The organism is Mycobacterium sp. D16Q16 (genome assembly GCF_002013745.1).
In the GTDB taxonomy this organism is placed as follows: domain Bacteria; phylum Actinomycetota; class Actinomycetes; order Mycobacteriales; family Mycobacteriaceae; genus Mycobacterium.
In genome coordinates this window covers 69,644-87,314 of sequence record NZ_MAEY01000010.1, presented here as the reverse complement: position 1 = coordinate 87,314, position 17,671 = coordinate 69,644, and the positions used below count along the sequence as shown (strand labels likewise).

Sequence of the window (17,671 nt, the reverse complement as noted above, 5' to 3'; positions counted from 1 at the left end):
GTTAGAACCTTTCCGGGTCGAGCAGTGCGACCACCAGATACACGACGAGTGCGGCCGACAAGACAATCAGCACAATGTTGGTAATGACATCAACGGTCATCGCGCCTGCAATCCACGTACGACGGCTACGCACAACGCGAAGCCCACGACCGTCAGGACCAGGTACCAGAAATCAACCACGCAGGAATCATGGTCCCCGATAAGGGCACTACCTGCGTTCTTTACGCGTCCCTGACGGGCCCGTCGGGGCTCTTGACGCGCTATTTACGGGCTTCAACCAGCCGTTGACAACTCGGGCAGAAGAACGACGACCGGTTCATGAAAGCCTCCCGGCGCATGGCTCGACCACAGCGGCGGCACGGCTCACCTTCGCGCCCGTATGCCTCCAAAGAGCGTTCGAAGTAACCGGATTCACCGTTCACATTCACGTATAGATCGTCGAACGACGTGCCTCCCTGCGCGAGCGCCAAACGCATGACGCCCGCCGCACTGTCGAGTACCTCGGTGAGCTTGGCGCGGGTCATGCCGTCGGTGAGGCGGCGGCCATGTACGCGCGCCTGCCAGAGTGCCTCGTCGGCGTAGATGTTCCCGACACCGGACACCACGGTCTGGTCCAGCAGCGCACGCTTGATCTCGGTGTGCTTACCGCGTAGCCGGGTAACCACAGCAGATACGTCGAACCGTTCATCGAGTGGGTCGCGCGCGATATGCGCGACCGGCTCAGGGAGTTCGTTCCCGTCCACGGTGACGACATCGGTCACCATCCAGCCGCCGAAGGTGCGCTGATCGACGAAGCTCAGCACCGATCCGTCGTCGAGCATCGCGGCGATGCGCAAATGCTGTGGCCTGGAGATGGGTCCGATGAGCATTTGGCCGCTCATCCCCAGATGGACCACCAGTGCCTGTCCCTCACCCAGCGTGAGCCACAGATACTTGCCCCGGCGACCGGTACCGCTGATCTGCTGTCCGGCAAGCAGTCCGGTCAATTCGACGGCACCTCCAGGCTGTCGGCGCACGGCCCGATCGTGGTGCACAGACGCCGAAGCGATAGTCTTGCCGACAAGGTGATGGTGCAGCCCGCGGCGGACCACCTCCACCTCGGGAAGCTCAGGCACTCTCCGCGCCCTCTGCTCTTCCCCTAAGAGGCTCATCGGCGCCCTCGGCGCTTCCCTCGAGAGGCTCATCGCTATTGATGCCGTTCCACGCCTCCGAGGCGGCCCGTTGTTCGGCCTCCTTCTTAGACCGGCCGACACCCACACCGTGCGCGGTCTCGTTGACCATCACGGTCGCGGTGAATTCCTTGTCATGGTCGGGTCCGGTCGAGGTGACCACATACGACGGTGCGCCCCAACCCTTTTCCGCGGTTAGTTCCTGCAGGCTGGTCTTCCAGTCCAGGCCGGCGCCAAGCTTGGGCGCGGCCTCCAGGAGCTGGCCGAATAACTGCAGTACGACCTTGCGGGCGATCTCCAACCCGTACTCCACGTAGACCGCACCGAGAATCGACTCCATGCCGTCGGCAAGAATGCTGGACTTGTCGCGACCGCCGGTGTTCTCCTCACCCTTACCGAGAAACAAATGCGCGCCCAGGCCGTCGTCGGTCAGGCCACGCGCCACTCCGGCGAGCGCCTGGGTGTTGACGATGCTGGCACGCAGCTTCGCCAAATCGCCCTCCGGGCGGTCCGGGTGGCTGTGGTAGAGCGTCTCGGTAATCGTCAGTCCAAGAACGGCATCCCCGAGGAACTCCAGCCTTTCGTTGGTGGGCAGGCCACCGTTCTCGTAGGCATAGCTTCGGTGCGTGAGCGCCAGAGTGAGTAGATCGTCACCGACCCGCACACCAATCGCGGCACGCAGATCGTCGTATCGATCTGCTGGGGCAGCACTCACTGGTCGTCACCGAAGTTGGCGAGCTTCGCCCACCGCGGGTCAATCTTGTCGTGATGATGGTCGGGTTCGGCTGTGACCAAAGCGATTCCGCAATCCGGGCACAGCCCGGGACAATCGGGCCGACACACCGGCGTCAGCTCCAGGTCGGGCACGATGGCATCGACGATGGTCTGTTCGAGGTCGACGAGTCCGTCGACGACCCGGTGTATGTCTTCTTCGTCGGTGGTCGCCTCGGTCTTGCTGTCCGGGTATGCGAACAGTTCGGTGAGGTACGCATCTGCATGGCCGGTCACCGGCCCCAGGCAGCGTGCACATTCTCCAGCGAGATCGCCGGCGATCGTTCCGGTGACGAGAACGCCCTCCGAAACCGACTCCACCCGCAGATCCATATCCACGTCCGCGCCCTCGGGAATCGCGATCAGGTCGTTGCCGATGCGCACCGGGCTCGCAACGGTGCGCTCGATCTCCTGCATCGACCCAGGGCGCCGCCCCAGCCCGAGGGCCAGGACGTCAAGAACAAAAGGTCCCGGCATAAACCTAATATTAACGCTGCACGTAGTCGTGCGTGCCAGCGCCGGTACGCAGCTGGTGACGCCCACGGCCCACCGAGCGCAGCGTGCCGTTGAGGTAGTCCTCGAACTCCGCCAGTTTGTTGTCGACGTAGATATCGCATTCACCACGCAACCGGTCGGCTTCGGCATGGGCCGCGTCGATCAGGCGAGTGGACTCGGCGTTGGCCGCCTGCACGACCTCGGTCTGAGCCACCAGGCGCTGCTGCTCCTTGATGCCCTCCTGCACGGCCTTGTCGTACGACGCATTACCGGAATCGACCAGGCGATCCGCCTCCGCCTTGGCGCGGGCGACAGTGCTCTCCTGTTCGCGCTTGGCGTTGGCCATCGTGCGGGCTGCCTCTTCGCGCGCCTCACCGACGGTCTGCTCGGCGTGATTGCGCGCCTCGGCAACCATGCGATCAGCCTGTGCCTTGGCGTCGGCCAGCAGCCGGTCGGCCTCGTTGCGGGCGTGGCTGAGCGTCTGCTCGGCATCGGCGTTCGACTTGCCGATCACCGTCTCGTGATGCTCCTTGGCCTCGCGCAGCAACGAATCGCGCGCGTCGAGGACGTCCTGCGCGTCATCGAGCTCGCCGGGAATGGCGTCCTTGATGTCGTCAATGAGTTCCAGGACGTCGCCGCGGGGCACGACGCATCCGGCGGTCATCGGAACGCCGCGCGCTTCTTCCACAATGGCGCCCAGTTCGTCGAGCGCTTCAAATACTCGGTACACGGCTACACCCTTCACGCGAGTTTCCACTGTTACCAGTGTGCCTGGTGTGACTGCTGTGACCGTGCTAGCTGACCGGTGTGTCGGCTATTTCTGCGCGGCCTCTTTTCTATTGTGCCTGGCCATGCAGTTTCCCGAGAAGTCGTTGATGAACAGCAGGGGGTAGCAACGCCGAGACATCTCCCCCGTACGTCGCCACCTCCTTGGCAAGCGAGGACGAGACGAACGAATATGCGGGGGCGGTAGCGACAAAGAAGGTGTCCACCCCCGCGATGTGCTTGTTCATCTGGGCCATCTGGAGCTCGTACTCGAAGTCGGTGCCGGTGCGCAGCCCCTTGACGATCGCATTGAAACCGCGCTCCCTGACGAAGTCCACCAGCAGACCCTGCCCCGACTCGACGCGCAGATTGGGCAGGTCGGCAGCGGCCTCGCGGATCATCTCGATGCGCTCGTCGATGGTGAACATGCCCGCTTTGTTGGGGTTGACCAATACCGCGACGATGACCTCATCGAACTGCGCCGCGGCTCGTTCGAAGACATCCAGATGCCCGAGGGTTACCGGATCGAACGAGCCGGGGCAGACAGCTCCCGTCATGCGGACGATTTAGTGGCCGAGCGAATGCCGATGCCGCTTCCGATTTGCAGCACACCGATCACGATGAGCCAGATACCGACGACGAGGGTAAGGGTGACGATCGAGCTGATCGGATAGACGATGAGCACGATGCCCGCGATCGTCGAGATGATCCCGCTGAAGATCTGCCAGCCACGCCCGGGGAGGTCCTTGTCGCCGATGGCCGTGATGGTGCCCGCGATGCCCTGGGCGATCCAGCCGACGCCGATCCAGATGGCCAGCAACAGAATCGAATTCAGCTCATCTTTGAAGCACAGCACGCCGAGGACGAACGAAATCGCACCGGTGAGAAACAACAGCACCCGCATGCCGGCGGATGACACCGGCAGCGTGAAGGCGAAGACGACCTGAGCGATACCGGATATCAATAGATAGGCGCCGAAGGCGTATGCGGCGACGAGCACAGTGACTTGGGGCCATATCAACACCACGGCCCCAACGATTACCGCCAAAACTCCTGATACCACCGCTGTTTTCCAGAGGTGCTTGACGAGGTCCTGCCCGACACTTGTAGTCATGTCCCAAGGGTATTTCCTCGGGAACGGCCGCGGGTACTTATCGGCGGCGATTCGTGCAGTGCGTTACAGACTCACCATGATTCTGTTATCTCCTGACCGGGCAGGTGAACTCAAGCTCGAAGGTCGCGGGCGTGCTCAGGCCGGCCGTTGCGGTGCCGACAATCTTGTAGGACTGCCCGGACTTGGTCACCGTCGGCTCGGTCGCACCATGCCCCGAGTTGTACATCACCGGGTGGCCATCGATGACGCCCAGGGTCAGACTCTTCAGCGTTGGACTATCGCCCGCTGCCAGCGTCGCGGCAATCGCCTCACTATCGCTACCGATATTCACGAAGGTCATATCGGCCGCGGTAACACACTCGACCCGATTTTCAACCGATCTCAGGACACCGTCGACGACAACACGTGGTCCGGCCGCTTGGACGCTTCTTGCTGTGGTCGACACCGGCGAGTCGTGCCGCAAGCCTCCGCCCGACGAACAGCCGACAAGACCTACGACGGCCGACAAGGCGCCACCCACCATCACTATGCTGCCGTAACGCATGCGCGTCTCCCGTCCACCCCAGCCGATGATCCGATCCAGACTAATTCGGCCACTGCACTAATCCCACCAAAACTTCCAGGTTCGCGCACCACTGATCTGCCGGGCATAGGCGCTCAGGGTGCCCGCGCCCTGATCGATGTTGTCGGGGCAAAACCCGTAGTGCTCGTAGCCAACCGGCACCGAAAGATCGGCGCCCGGCGGACGCGTCACCTCCACGTCGATGGCGTCGAAGTCCACCGTCGTCAGCACCGCCCCAAACCGGTCTTCCCACGACCGAAGAACGGCGGACAGCTCCGCCTCGGAAATGTCGTAATTCACACCGTGAGTCCAGCCCAGGGCATTGAGCGCGTCGGCCGGACGTGTCGTAGGCACCAACATCAGCAGCGAGCCCCGCTCCAGGTGATCGGCGGTCACCGGCAGCGCACGCTGGGGCGGCTGAGTGCGCTGCTCCAGCGTGATAGGCGCGACCGGCACATCCACGGCCGCAGCCTCAGGGTCGGAGTTGTCCGATGAGACCTCTTTGGCAAGAAAGGATTTCGCGTCGACGGCACCGACATCGACGGGGTCGGTGAGGTGCCGGAGGTCATCGGGATCCGACCATGGTCGACTCAGGTTTCCACTCAAACCACGAGATGCCAAGGGCCACAGCCCCGTACGATCGAAGCGGCCCGCCAACCGCAACCAGAGCGACTGGATGTCGACCACCGCGACATTGCTCACCCAGGCGAGCGAACGGCCCGTCGGGCTGACGATCAGATGTCCTTCGGGCAGCTTGATACCGTCCACGCTCCACTTAGCGGCGCTCTCGGGACGAGGCAGCTGACCCGCACGCTCGGCATGCACCGGCACCAGAAATTCGGCGTAGGCGGGCAGATCATGTGCGGGTTCGGGATTTCCCTCAATCGCACGCGTACTCCAATACGCCTGACCGAACAGGTACGACAGCCCGAGCACGAGGACGGCAACGATTGCGCTCAGTGATATCCACCCTTTTGACCCCACGCACCCAGATTAGCTGAGCGATAAACCGGCCGGTCGATCTACGGCCAGGGCCAAACCGTCGGCCCAGCAACCTTGCTAGCCGGAAGCCACCACCCCGCTGGCCTCATCTATTGATGCGTTTTCTCGCGCGGCACGGCGGGTTCGACTTTCCCGGAGTGCTTGCTGTGCGGACTCCAGAGTGATGTTGCGTGGATCGATACCTTCCCGCTCAAAACCTCTCACCGCGATTGGCAAGTAGAAAAACTTCAGCGGGAGCAGACGCTCAAGAACCGCGTAGAACCGCCGATACATGCCCATAAAGCGGCGCAGCATCTCCTCGTCCTCGGAAGTCCACTCCAAATGGAACAGCTCCCGCACATGAGGCGGATAACTACTGACAACAACTTGCCGCCGCCCCACCAGCCAGGGCCACACAAACTTCTTCATGACCGAAGGCCACCACCGCGGCGCCAGACGGCGCTCCATGAATTGCTCGAGCATGAGCTGAGTCACCTGTGAGCTCACCAAGTGGTTACGCTCGATGTTTTCTAGGTACCGCTCGAAATCGTCATACGTATTGGGCTGAGGGCTATCGTCCACCCCCCAGATGCTGTACCACTCCTTCGATTCCTCAAAGATCTGCTCTTTCACCGCCCGTGGCATCGCCCCATCGAAATGCAGCCGCTCGACAACCACTATCAAATGGTGATAAAAGAAGGTCACATGCGCGAAATAGAAGGTTTCCGCATTCAAAGCATGGAACGTACCGTTCTGCAGTGTGCCTTTGACGGACTTGTGCATATTCCGAGTCTTCAGTCCGTATTTCTTGGCCTCTTCCGGTGCGTCGTATACCGAGCCATAAATGTACTCGCGGGATCTCTGGCGCCGTTTCTTATATATCTCGGCGCGTGCGCCAAAAGAACTGTCACCGTTGAAAAGAACAGAACCCGCCGTCGCTCTCCCCATCTGCGGCCAGGCCCCCGCAATGGGACCCAACACCCCGCTGCCGAAATACATCACGTCAAGAGCTCCCCAGTATTTCCATATCAGGGAACCAGCAGGAATCGGATGCTGAAGAAGATCTTTCCGCGACAAACTGTTATCGCCGGTAAATTCTGTCACTCTGACGTCTTCCGGGATCACCAGCTCTGGATCAAACGTAGTCTGCATGATTTTCTTAAATGCCTTGATGCCCCGGACTACCACGTCAACTCCTTGCGTTGCCGATACCCGTTACCTGGTTAACCTCAGCCCCATCACACGGCCACCGCTATTTTGACTGTGACTCATTTCACATCAGAAAGCTGATGATGCTCCCGGCGCCACCCAAAATCAAGGGAAGTACGGATGGTTTCGGCGCAGACCGAATCAAGCGCCTCGATGAGGAATCAGAATGGTCGGCAATGGCGCGGATCGCGCCCCTGTTGGGATTGGGGTGCAGATTAGCTGAGCGACTAACTTCCCGGTTGATCGGCGGCCTGGGCCTGATCGTCCGGCGGAACAGTCGCGGGGCACTTGTCAGTGCCGACGGGGTGCTGGTTTTGCATCGATGCGAGCGTGCTCTCGGGGATGACGCCCGAGAACCTATCGGTGACGGACTTGAGCAGCGAACCGGATCCGCATATCTCGTTGACCGGCGATACCGGGCTGGTCGGTGAGAGCACGGGACCGTCAGCCGCCAGCGGACCACCCGCCGCGGTCAAGGGTCCGTTGGCCGATAGCGGGCCACTGGGAGATAGCAACGGCCCTTCCGCTGAGAGCGGACCACCCGGCGCCCCCAGGCCGGCGACCGGTGCCGGCAGCCCTGCCGAGAGCGCATCGCTGGCCACCGAAGGACCCACCGCCGTCTTCGCACCTCCCGGCAAGAGATTCGCCACGGGTGACGACGGCGCGGGAGGCGCCGGGGCATCCCCATCATCGGCCAGCGCGAGACCGGCAGCAGCAACCGACATCGCGCCAGAGGCCACGGCCAGCACTACCGCTTTACACCACATGACCAGCAGCCTAAGCCCCATTTAGCCGAGGTGCTGACTGAACCATGCGGTGAGGCGCTGCCAGGCATCCGCCGCCGCACCGGGGTTGTAGCGCGGGCCGCTGTCGTTGAAGAAAGCGTGGTCGGCCCCCGGTTCGACGACGATTTCGTGAACCAGCCCGGCCCGCTGCAACGCCGCCGCGGCCTGGTCCTTCGATGAGGTGACCCGCTTGTCGAGCTCACCGTAGAAAGCGAGGACCGCCGCCTTCGACCGCGAGAAGTCCGGATCGTCAGGAAGCGGACCGTAGAAGGGGGCAGCTGCTGTAAGCCTGGGCTCCCCCGACGCCAAGAGCTGCCAAATCAGGCCGCCCCCGAAGCAGAACCCCACCGCGCCGGCGGGCTTGTCGGGGACGCGCCGCAGCATCTCGTCCACACTGGACTTCAGATCTGCGACGAAGCGTTCCGGCGAGACCTTGCCCAGCGCCCCTGTCGCCTCGGCCGGGTCCTTGAACGTCGACGTGCCGCCCTCCTCCGACAGCAGGTCAATGGCAAGCGACGAATATCCGACGCCCGCAAGCCGTCCCGCGACGGAACCAACCCAATCATTGAGGCCCTTGTTCTCATGGATAACCAACACCGAGCCGCGCGGCTGGGCTGCCGGCGCCCATGCCCCCTGGAGCGTGCCGCGGGGCCCACTCCAGGTAATCGGCTCCGTCGCGACCGTCTTGTCCTTACCCGGGGGCGGCGGAGTGGACGCCGATGTCGAAGCGGTGACGGGCTTGTTGTCAGGTTTGTTGTCGCTGCCACAAGCCGCGATGAGCGCGCCGGCGGCGGCGGTGCCGACGCCCAGGAGCGCCAGCCGACGCATGGCCTCGCGGCGCGTCAGCAGTCCCTCGACATGGTCAGTAGCGATCTCTTCGGCGATATACCGCTGCAGCGGGGTCATGGGCAGAAGTGTGCGCCCGATAGGTGAACGCGCGCTGTGGATTACCTGGACGGTTACAGAGATCCCAGTTCTAACCGCGTTCCCCCGTACTTGCGGGAGGTCACCTCCCAGCCATCCGGCCACACCGCCTCGGGCCCCGACGCGTCACGCTCCAGCACCACAAAAGCCTCGTCGTTGACCCAATGATCGGTCAGGCGGGACAACAGCGCCGAAACCTCCTCGGCAGAAACCGAATACGGCGGATCAGCAAGGACCAGGTCGTAAGCACGGTTGGGCGATGTCCACAGGAAGTTCGATACCGGGGACTGCCGCAGCTCGGTGCCGGGCAGCCCCACCGTCGCGATATTGGCCGAGATCACCTTTGACGCGGCGGCGTTCGACTCCACGAACGTCACGTGTTCCGCACCGCGTGACAGCGCCTCCAGGCCCAGCGCGCCGGAGCCTGCGAACAGATCGAGGACCGCGATCCCGTCGAAGTCCAGGCGCGCCTCCAGCATGCTGAACAGCGCTTCCCGCACCCGATCCGTGGTGGGCCGGGTTCCCTTCGGCGGCACCGCGATCCGGCGTCCGCCCGCGGAGCCGGCGATGATCCGGGTCAGCTGATCACCACCAGCAGATCCCCACCCTCGACCTGAGAGGTCTCGGTCAACGCCACCCGTGCGACGGTTCCCGCCTTGGGCGCGGTGATGGAGGCCTCCATCTTCATGGCCTCGATGGTGCCAATGGTCTCCCCCGCCGTAACCTCCTGGCCCGACACCACATTGAGCGTCACCACACCCGCGAAGGGCGCAGGCACATGATCGGCGTTGCCCCGATCGGCCTTCTCAGCACTGGCCACCGCGCTGTCGATGCTCCGGTCACGCACCTGCACGGGGCGCAGCTGACCGTTGAGGATGCACATGACGGTCCGCATACCGCGCTCGTCGGCATCGGAGATCGCCTCGATCCCGATAAGCAGCTCGACGCCCTTCTCCAGCTTGACGCGGTGTTCCTCCCCGTACCGCAGACCATAGAAGAACTGGTTGGCCGAAAGCCGTGACGTGTCACCGTACTGCTCGCGGTGGGCCAGGAACTCCTTGGTCGGTCCGGGGAACAACAGCCGGTTCAACGCTGCCCGCCGGGTCGCGCTGTCGCCATCAAGTTGAGCGTCGTCAGCGGCCGTGAGTTCAACCTCCGCACGGGCGGGACCGCGACCTTCGAGTGCGCGGGTTCGGAACGGCTCGGGCCAGCCGCCGGGCGGATCGCCCAGCTCCCCACGCAGGAATCCAATCACCGACTCCGGAATATCGAAACGTCCAGGATCCGAGGCAAATTCGTCGGCACTCACACCGGTACCCACCAATGCCAGGGCCAGGTCGCCGACCACCTTCGAGGACGGGGTCACCTTGACCAGACGTCCGAGCATCCGGTCCGCGGCGGCGTATCGTGCCTCGATCTCCTCGAACTGATCCCCCAGGCCTAATGCGATGGCCTGCTGGCGCAGGTTCGACAGCTGACCACCGGGAATTTCGTGCGTGTACACCCGGCCTGTCGGTGACGGGAGCCCTGATTCGAAGGGGGCGTACACCTTTCGCAGCGCCTCCCAGTACGGCTCCAAATCGCACACCGCGGTCAGGGACACTCCGGTGTCGTATTCGCTGTGCGCGGCCGCTGCCACGATCGCCGACAACGACGGCTGGCTGGTGGTTCCCGCCATGGGTGCCGCAGCGCCGTCCACCGCATCGGCCCCGGCCTGCCAGGCCGCCAGATAGGTCGCCAGCTGACCACCCGCGGTGTCATGGGTGTGCACGTGCACCGGTAAGTCGAATCGAGACCGCAGCGCCGTCACCAGTGTCGCTGCCGCGGGCGGACGCAACAGACCCGCCATGTCCTTGATCGCCAGCACGTGTGCACCCGCATCGACGATCTGCTCGGCAAGCTTGAGGTAGTAGTCCAGGGTGTACAGGTTTTCGCCGGGGTTGGACAGGTCGCCGGTGTAGCACATGGCGACCTCGGCGATCGAACCGCCGACCTCACGCACGGCGTCGATGGCCGGGCGCATCGCCTCTATGTTGTTGAGCGCATCGAAGATTCGGTAGATGTCTACCCCGGTGGCGGTCGCCTCGCGAATAAATGCCTTGGTCACCGTCTCCGGATACGGTGTGTAGCCCACCGTGTTTCGGCCACGCAGCAACATCTGCAGGCAGATGTTCGGGACGGCCTCACGCAGTTCGGCAAGCCGCTCCCACGGGTCTTCCTTCAAGAAACGAAGCGCCACATCGTAAGTCGCGCCGCCCCACGCCTCGATCGAGAGCAGCTCGGGAGTAAGCCGCGCCACGTATGGCGCGACCGCGAGCAGGCCGGTGGTACGCACTCGGGTGGCCAACAGCGACTGGTGCGCGTCGCGGAAGGTGGTGTCGGTCAGACCGACTGCCTTCTGCTCCCGCAGCGCCTTCGCGAATCCCTCGGGCCCCAGGGCCAACAGCCGCTGGCGTGACCCGTCCGGCGGTGGTGCCGACAGATCGACCGACGGCAATTTGTCATGCGGGTACACCTTCGAGGGCTTGGCCCCGTGCGGCTTGTTGACCGTGACATCGGCCAGGTAGTTCAGGATCTTCGTGCCGCGATCCGCCGAGGATCGAGCCGTCAGCAGCTGCGGGCGTTCCTCGATGAATGAGGTCGTGACATGCCCCGACCGAAAGTCCGGGTCATCCAGAACCGCCTGGAGGAACGGGATATTCGTGGCGACACCACGAATGCGGAACTCCGCGACTGCGCGGCGGGCTCGCGCCACCGCGGTCTGGAAATCCCGCCCGCGGCAGGTGAGCTTCACCAGCATCGAATCGAAGTGGGCGCCCACCTCGGCACCCAGCGTCGTCCCGCCGTCCAGGCGAATACCCGCGCCCCCCGGGCTGCGGTAGGCGGTGATGCGGCCGGTATCGGGGCGGAAACCGTTGGCCGGGTCCTCGGTGGTGATCCGGCATTGCAGGGCGAACCCCCGCGGCGGCGCCAACGTGTCCTGGCGCAGGCCAAGATCGTCCAGTGTCTCGCCGGAGGCGATGCGCAGTTGGCTCGCCACCAGGTCCACATCGGTGATCTCCTCGGTCACCGTGTGCTCCACCTGGATCCGGGGATTCATCTCGATGAAGACGTGATTACCGCGCTCATCGAGTAGGAACTCGACGGTGCCTGCGCAGCTGTACCCGATGTGACGCGCGAAAGCGACAGCGTCCGAACAGATCTGCTCACGCAGCTCGGCCGGAAGATTGGGCGCGGGAGCTAGCTCGATAACCTTCTGGTGGCGCCGCTGCACACTACAGTCGCGCTCGTAGAGGTGGATGACGTTGCCCGCGGTGTCCGCGAGGATCTGCACCTCGATATGCCGTGGGTTGATGACGGCCTGCTCCAAAAAGACCGTTGGGTCTCCGAATGCCGACTCCGCCTCCCGACTGGCCGCCTCGATCGCCTCACGCAGCTGCTCGCGCTCGGCGACCCGGCGCATGCCGCGGCCACCGCCACCGGCGACCGCCTTGACGAACACCGGAAACTCCATCGACTCGGACGCTGTCAGCAGCTCCTCGACCGAGGCCGACGGCTGCGAGGACGCCAGCACCGGCAGCCCCGCCTCACGCGCAGCCGCGATCGCGCGGGCCTTGTTACCCGTCAGCTCCAGGACGTCAGCGGGCGGTCCCACAAAGGTGATGCCCGCCCTCGCGCATGCCGCGGCCAGGTCGGGATTCTCCGACAGGAATCCGTAACCGGGATAGATCGCATCGGCGCCGGCGTTCTTGGCCGCATTGACCACCTCGGAGACCGACAGGTAGGCGCGGACCGGATGCCCCTTCTCGCCAATCTGGTACGCCTCATCGGCCTTCAGCCGATGACCCGAGTTGCGATCTTCATACGGGTAGACAGCGACGGTCGCGGCACCTAGTTCGTAGGCGGCACGAAATGCCCGGATCGCGATTTCACCGCGATTGGCGACAAGAACCTTCGAGAACATAGTCACAGACCGTACCGTGAGGATTCAGCGAACGCGCGTCCGCTGAACTTCACAATTCGGCTCAGACGAGTGTGATCCAGTAATCCCAGAATCGCTCGACAATCGCCAGAATCACCGCGGCGTACCAGAAAGCCACCAGCGACCATCGCCATTGGTAGAGAACCCTCGCCCAGCGATGAGATCCCAATGGCCGCAAGGCAATCGACGCACTGACTACCAGCAGCGGAATCGTGACCGTCCACACCACCATGCAGTACGGGCACAGCGCACCGATCCGGTACAGACTCTGGAACATCAACCAGTGGACGAAGACCGCCCCCAGCAGGCTCCCGATGGCCAGACCGCCCCAGTACCAGCGCGGCAGCTCCACTTTGGCGACCGCTAGCACCCCCGTCACCAGCACCACCGTGAACGCCACGATGCCGATGAGCGAGTTGGGGAACCCGAAGGCCGAGGCCTGCTCGGTCGTCATCACCGAACCGCAGGAAATGATCGGGTTCAGGCTGCAGGACGGAACGTATGTCGGGTCGAGCAGGATCTCGATCTTCTCGATGGTCAGGGCCAGCGCCGCGGCCAGCCCCGCCACCCCGGCGACGAGGACGTACCAGGCGGTCGCGGGGCGGATCGTCACTGCAGGCCCGGAACAGGCCCGGTGATGTCCGTGACGGCCTTGACCAGATCGGCCGGGGTGGTGTCCCGCCCGAGTTCCCAGTCCTTGCCGTTGATCCGGATGGTCGGTGTGGCCTGGATATTGAGCTTCGGACCGAGCTCCTTGACCATGTTGATGTACTTCTTGTCCTTGATGCACTTGGACACCGCGTCGGACGCGCCCACTGCCTTGGCCTGATCGATCAACCACTTGTCGTCGTGCCAGGTCTTGGCGTTGACCTCATCGGGCTGCTTGTTCGGGTCATAGAGCACGGAGTGGAACTTGAGGAACAACTCGTCGGACTGGTCGGCCACGCAGTAGGCCGCCGCCGAAGCCCGCGACGAATAGTCGCGTTTGAGCCGGGGCACATCCAGGATCCCGACCATGTTGTAGTCGGCACGTACCGCGCCGGTATCAATGAGCTTCTTGACGGTGGGCCCGAATTCCTGCTCGAACATGGCGCACGCCGGGCAGATCGGATCCTCGATCAGAGTCAGCACGACCTTGGGGTCGGTGGTTCCCTCTTTTGTGATGAGCTTGGCCGGCCCCGGCGTGACCACCTCAATCGCCTTGACCTCGCCCGCGGGCGGTGCGGGGGGCCCCGGGTCTTTCTTGTTCTTGACGACGATGAAACCCACCAGCCCGGCGGCGAACAACACGACGATCGCCGTGAGCGCGATTTGGATCAGCTGGCTTCGGCGCTGCTCCGACTTCTTGAGGTCGTAGCTAGGGGGTTGCTTCGGTTTGGCCACGCGCACAGCCTACCGGGCAGAAATTAGCGAGACAGGTGTGCGCGCAGTGCCGAGGTCAGCTCGTCCACGGCCGCCGCCGGTGCACCGCGCAGCCGGGCCATGTTGTAGAAGCCGTGAATCAGCGAACCCTGTACCCGCAGGTCCACCGGCACTCCGGCGGCCCGCAGCTTCTCCGCATACTCGTTGCCCTCATCGCGCAGCGGGTCGAAGCCGGCGGTCGTGATGAGCGCCGGAGGCAATCCGGACAGGTCCGCGGCCAGAATCGGTGACACTTGGGGGTCGGACTTGTCGACATCGGACCCGCCGAGATAGTGACCTTCGAACATGTCCATGGCCGCCTTGGTGAGGAAGAAGCCCTCGGCGAAGAGATCGCGGGACGGCCGCCGCACGGTGAAGTCGACGGCCGGATAGATCAGGAACTGCAGAAGCGGCAGCTGTGCACCGGTGTCACGCGCCTGCTGAGAGACGACGGCGGCGAGGTTGCCGCCGGCGCTGTCTCCACCCACCGCGACCCTGTCGGGCGTGGCGCCGAGTTCACCGGCGTGCTCAACAGCCCAGAGATAGGCAGCCAGACAGTCCTCGGCCGCCGCGGGTGCCGGATGTTCAGGGGCCAGTCGATAGTCCACGGACAGCACCGGCACACCCGCATCACGGCAGGTCTGGCGGCAGGCCTGATCATGCGTCTCCAGATCGCCGATCACCCACCCACCGCCGTGGAAGAACACCAGCACGGCACCGGTGTTCTCGACCACCGGCCGGTAATGCCGGACCGGGATGGGCCCGGCGGGGCCGGGAATGGAGAAGTTGCGCACCTGCCCGACGGGGGTGCTGAACGACAGCAGCGCCGACTGCTTGCGGATGTTGGCGCGACTCTCCTCGACGTCCTCGCCCTTGGTGATCTCACCCTCCCCCATCAGCTCCATTCCGCGCAGCAGCAGCTGAGTCGACGGGTCGAGGATGTTGCCGTCGATGATCACCTGACGACCGGCCATGGCTCGTCGAATCGCGAGGGGAATGTGCGGTGTCGCGGCGGTGCTGACACGCAGGGCGAGGTCGCGTAGAAGGCTCACGCCGTAACCGTAGCGAGTACTCCTAGGCTGCCGGTATGGATATCGGCATTGCCCTGCCCTTCATGTGCCGGGAGTACACCCGCGAGTCGACGATCACCTGGGCCCGCCTCGCCGAGGAGGGAGGGTTCTCCACGATCTCCTCCGGTGAGCGGATTTCGTATCACAACCAGGAGATGTGGGTGACGCTCGCGGCAGCGGCGGCCGTCACCGAACGCATCCGAATACTCGCGAATGTCTCTGTGCTGCCGGCGCATCCGGTGCCTTTGGTCGCGAAACAAGCCGCGACGCTGGATGTACTGTCCGAGGGCCGGTTCACCCTGGGTGTGGGTGTGGGCGGCCGAGAACACGACTACCGATCGTTGGACGCGTCCTTCGACCGACGCCACCAGCGTCTCGATGACCAGGTGGCCGAGCTGCGGCGGCTCTGGCGGGGCGAGGCTCCGTTCGAGGGCGCCGACCCAGTGGGTCCCCCGCCGGTGCAGGCCGGCGGACCCCCCATCGTCGCCGCCGCGATCGGCCCGAAATCGCTGGCCCGCGCGGCACAATGGGCCGACGGCATCACCGGTTTCAGCGTTTCCGGGGCGCCCGCCGAGCTTGCCTACTCAGCCGCGGCCGCGCGTGCGGCATGGCAAGAGGCCGGCCATAGCGAGCCGCCGCTGCTCTCGAGCGGGTGCTTCTACACGCTGGGGATTCCCGCCGCGGAGTCCGAACTCAAGCAGTTCACCAGCGACTACCTTGCGATCTTCGGACCTCAGATAGCCGAGAACGTCCCGAAGACGTTGACCAACTTCGATGCCGACGCGCTGCGCCGGACCCTCGATGGAGCTGAGGAGGCCGGGCTCGATGAATTCATCCTCGTACCAGGGGCGTCCGATATCGCGGTGATCGAGGCGACGATCGAACTCATCCGGACGCGCTAACCGATTCTCTGGTGAGTTGAGCTCCCGCGCTCCGGGCGATTCCCCCCGCCGCACAATGGGTGGCGAGCCGGGCCACAGAGGCGAAAGCGCCTCGAGCAGGCGGTGATTCAGATGCAGCCTGAGGAACGTGTCCGCGAGGCATAGGACTTTTTCTGCGAAGTGTGCGGTGCAGCGAGGAACCCTCGCCATTGAGACAATGATGTATCATTTGAGTCGACTATGGCGCATGCGTGGGCGGGTCACGCCCGTTTAAGGAGTGGTTGTGGTGTCCAGGAGTTTTGACCGGAGATGCGGCGCTGTTGCCGGAGTGGTGATCTTGGCCGGGGGGGCTTTGATCGGGTGCTCCTCGCCTCAATCATCACCGGAGCGCACGCACATGAATTTTCAGGTGACTACGGATTCTCAGGGCACTTACGACGTGCCCTCCCGCTTGCCGGACGGCAATCGTGGCGATTTGATTGCCTCGGCCGACCAGGGCGCGGACGTGGGTTTGGGAGCGTCGAGTCGGACAACCCTTCTGTATCGCTCAGTGAATTCACGGGGGCAGGATGTTGTTGTCAGTGGAGTTTTGCTGATTCCACACGGAGAGGTACCCGCCGGAGGCTGGCCACTGATTTCCTGGGCGCACGGAACAGTGGGTATTGCGGACCGCTGCGCCCCCTCCCACTCCCCGACAATGGGTGGCGAATTTAACGGGGAGTACGTGAAGTCACTATTGAATGCAGGCTACGCGGTCGCGGCCACCGACTATATCGGTTTAGGCACCCCGGGCGATCACACGTACATGGGTGCCATCGACCAGGGTAATGCGGTGGCCGATATCGTCCCGTCCGTCCGCCAAATTAACCCCCATTTATCCGAGAATTGGTTCGTCATCGGACATTCGCAAGGTGGGGCGGCAGCACTGTCTGCCACACGTGCAGGCGCCAAGGGCCAGCGGCCCAGCGGTCTTAAGGCCGTCATCGCGATTGGTCCAGGCAACTCGGCAGAGAGTGCACTTCAGGCGGTGATCGACGGGACTGACACTGACCCATTCGCTCCAGCCCTGGACCTCTTTGTGTTAATCGGCGCTGCCGCTGCGGATCAAAACATACATCTGCAAGAGATTTTGTCGCCACAAGGACAGAAAATCGTGGACGAGGTGCGAAACAATACGTGCCTGGCGGACCTGCTGAATAACACAAGAAGCCTGCCTGGAGCTGACATCTTTCTCCATGATTCTCGAACAATTGCAGAACTAAGCCAACGCCTGAGAATATATGGAAACCCGGACAACGGACCTACTAATGGCCCTGTATTAATCATTACCGGGGACGCCGACACTATCGTCCCTACGGCTGGCACGCTCAAACTTATCGACAGTCTCCGCCAACAAGGATCAGAAATTGAGGACCTCGTCTTACCCGGACAGGGCCACATACAACCCCTCTACGATTCTTTCTGTGAACAACAACGGTTTCTCGCAGCCCATGGCGGTCTGCCGGCACCGCAAACCTGCCCACAACGCTAAACAGGGCGGCACAGCCAGTAACGCCCGCTGA

General features: G+C 63.6%; 19 protein-coding genes. 2 read left to right on the top strand and 17 right to left on the bottom strand.

The annotated features are described in order from the left end of the window. Nucleotide 1 precedes the first annotated feature (1 nt). The 17 genes from kdpF to B4394_RS11390 form a co-directional block, all read right to left on the bottom strand. Nucleotides 2-100, bottom strand: coding sequence for a K(+)-transporting ATPase subunit F (gene kdpF / locus B4394_RS11470; protein WP_078308960.1), 99 nt, complete (start codon nucleotides 98-100; stop codon nucleotides 2-4). A 160-nt stretch (nucleotides 101-260) separates the two neighbouring features. Then, entirely contained in the window at nucleotides 261-1,115 is an 855-nt protein-coding gene (gene mutM / locus B4394_RS11465; protein WP_078315092.1) for a bifunctional DNA-formamidopyrimidine glycosylase/DNA-(apurinic or apyrimidinic site) lyase, read from the bottom strand. Then, complete coding sequence (gene rnc, locus B4394_RS11460) at nucleotides 1,108-1,851, bottom strand: ribonuclease III (RefSeq protein ID WP_217697768.1); 744 nt, start codon at nucleotides 1,849-1,851, stop codon at nucleotides 1,108-1,110. The genes mutM and rnc overlap by 8 nt, the downstream gene beginning before the upstream one ends. A 29-nt stretch (nucleotides 1,852-1,880) precedes the next feature. Next, nucleotides 1,881-2,417, bottom strand: a complete 537-nt coding sequence (locus B4394_RS11455; RefSeq protein ID WP_139360123.1) for a YceD family protein — start codon at nucleotides 2,415-2,417, stop codon at nucleotides 1,881-1,883. Between the two features lie 10 nt (nucleotides 2,418-2,427). Then, complete coding sequence (sepIVA, locus tag B4394_RS11450) at nucleotides 2,428-3,165, bottom strand: cell division protein SepIVA (RefSeq protein WP_078309031.1); 738 nt, start codon at nucleotides 3,163-3,165, stop codon at nucleotides 2,428-2,430. 106 nt (nucleotides 3,166-3,271) lie between these two features. Beyond that, nucleotides 3,272-3,757 (bottom strand): pantetheine-phosphate adenylyltransferase, encoded by a 486-nt coding sequence (gene coaD / locus B4394_RS11445; protein ID WP_078287506.1) that lies wholly within the window; start codon nucleotides 3,755-3,757, stop codon nucleotides 3,272-3,274. Beyond that, nucleotides 3,754-4,314 carry an HdeD family acid-resistance protein gene (locus B4394_RS11440; RefSeq protein ID WP_078308956.1) on the bottom strand — a complete coding sequence of 187 codons (561 nt, stop codon included), beginning with the start codon at nucleotides 4,312-4,314 and terminating at the stop codon, nucleotides 3,754-3,756. The genes coaD and B4394_RS11440 overlap by 4 nt, the downstream gene beginning before the upstream one ends. Before the next feature lie 85 nt (nucleotides 4,315-4,399). Continuing rightward, nucleotides 4,400-4,858 carry a lipoprotein LpqH gene (locus B4394_RS11435; protein WP_078315089.1) on the bottom strand — a complete coding sequence of 153 codons (459 nt, stop codon included), beginning with the start codon at nucleotides 4,856-4,858 and terminating at the stop codon, nucleotides 4,400-4,402. Nucleotides 4,859-4,915: 57 nt separating this feature from the next. Further along, on the bottom strand, nucleotides 4,916-5,827 hold the full coding sequence (locus B4394_RS11430; RefSeq protein WP_078315104.1) for a DUF4253 domain-containing protein: 912 nt from the start codon (nucleotides 5,825-5,827) through the stop codon (nucleotides 4,916-4,918). A 108-nt stretch (nucleotides 5,828-5,935) separates the two neighbouring features. Beyond that, complete coding sequence (locus B4394_RS11425; protein WP_078315103.1) at nucleotides 5,936-7,009, bottom strand: oxygenase MpaB family protein; 1,074 nt, start codon at nucleotides 7,007-7,009, stop codon at nucleotides 5,936-5,938. 284 nt (nucleotides 7,010-7,293) lie between these two features. Continuing rightward, nucleotides 7,294-7,815: a hypothetical protein gene (locus tag B4394_RS11420; protein WP_078308955.1), complete on the bottom strand. Its 522-nt coding sequence runs from the start codon at nucleotides 7,813-7,815 to the stop codon at nucleotides 7,294-7,296. A gap of 39 nt (nucleotides 7,816-7,854) precedes the next feature. Further along, nucleotides 7,855-8,757, bottom strand: coding sequence for a dienelactone hydrolase family protein (locus B4394_RS11415; RefSeq protein WP_078315088.1), 903 nt, complete (start codon nucleotides 8,755-8,757; stop codon nucleotides 7,855-7,857). A 53-nt stretch (nucleotides 8,758-8,810) separates the two neighbouring features. Beyond that, complete coding sequence (rsmD, locus tag B4394_RS11410; protein WP_078315087.1) at nucleotides 8,811-9,356, bottom strand: 16S rRNA (guanine(966)-N(2))-methyltransferase RsmD; 546 nt, start codon at nucleotides 9,354-9,356, stop codon at nucleotides 8,811-8,813. After that, nucleotides 9,353-12,739, bottom strand: a complete 3,387-nt coding sequence (locus tag B4394_RS11405; RefSeq protein WP_078315086.1) for a pyruvate carboxylase — start codon at nucleotides 12,737-12,739, stop codon at nucleotides 9,353-9,355. The genes rsmD and B4394_RS11405 overlap by 4 nt, the downstream gene beginning before the upstream one ends. Before the next feature lie 61 nt (nucleotides 12,740-12,800). Next, on the bottom strand, nucleotides 12,801-13,370 hold the full coding sequence (locus B4394_RS11400) for a vitamin K epoxide reductase family protein (RefSeq protein ID WP_078308951.1): 570 nt from the start codon (nucleotides 13,368-13,370) through the stop codon (nucleotides 12,801-12,803). Beyond that, on the bottom strand, nucleotides 13,367-14,140 hold the full coding sequence (locus B4394_RS11395; protein ID WP_078315085.1) for a DsbA family protein: 774 nt from the start codon (nucleotides 14,138-14,140) through the stop codon (nucleotides 13,367-13,369). The genes B4394_RS11400 and B4394_RS11395 overlap by 4 nt, the downstream gene beginning before the upstream one ends. Before the next feature lie 23 nt (nucleotides 14,141-14,163). Continuing rightward, nucleotides 14,164-15,210 (bottom strand): alpha/beta hydrolase, encoded by a 1,047-nt coding sequence (locus tag B4394_RS11390; RefSeq protein WP_078315084.1) that lies wholly within the window; start codon nucleotides 15,208-15,210, stop codon nucleotides 14,164-14,166. 35 nt (nucleotides 15,211-15,245) lie between these two features. Here B4394_RS11390 and B4394_RS11385 point away from each other — a divergent pair, with 35 nt between their 5' ends. Both B4394_RS11385 and B4394_RS11380 read left to right on the top strand, forming a co-directional pair. Further along, entirely contained in the window at nucleotides 15,246-16,130 is an 885-nt protein-coding gene (locus B4394_RS11385; protein WP_078315083.1) for an LLM class flavin-dependent oxidoreductase, read from the top strand. A 376-nt stretch (nucleotides 16,131-16,506) separates the two neighbouring features. Next, complete coding sequence (locus B4394_RS11380; protein ID WP_078315082.1) at nucleotides 16,507-17,640, top strand: alpha/beta hydrolase family protein; 1,134 nt, start codon at nucleotides 16,507-16,509, stop codon at nucleotides 17,638-17,640. The last annotated feature ends 31 nt before the right edge of the window (nucleotides 17,641-17,671 follow it).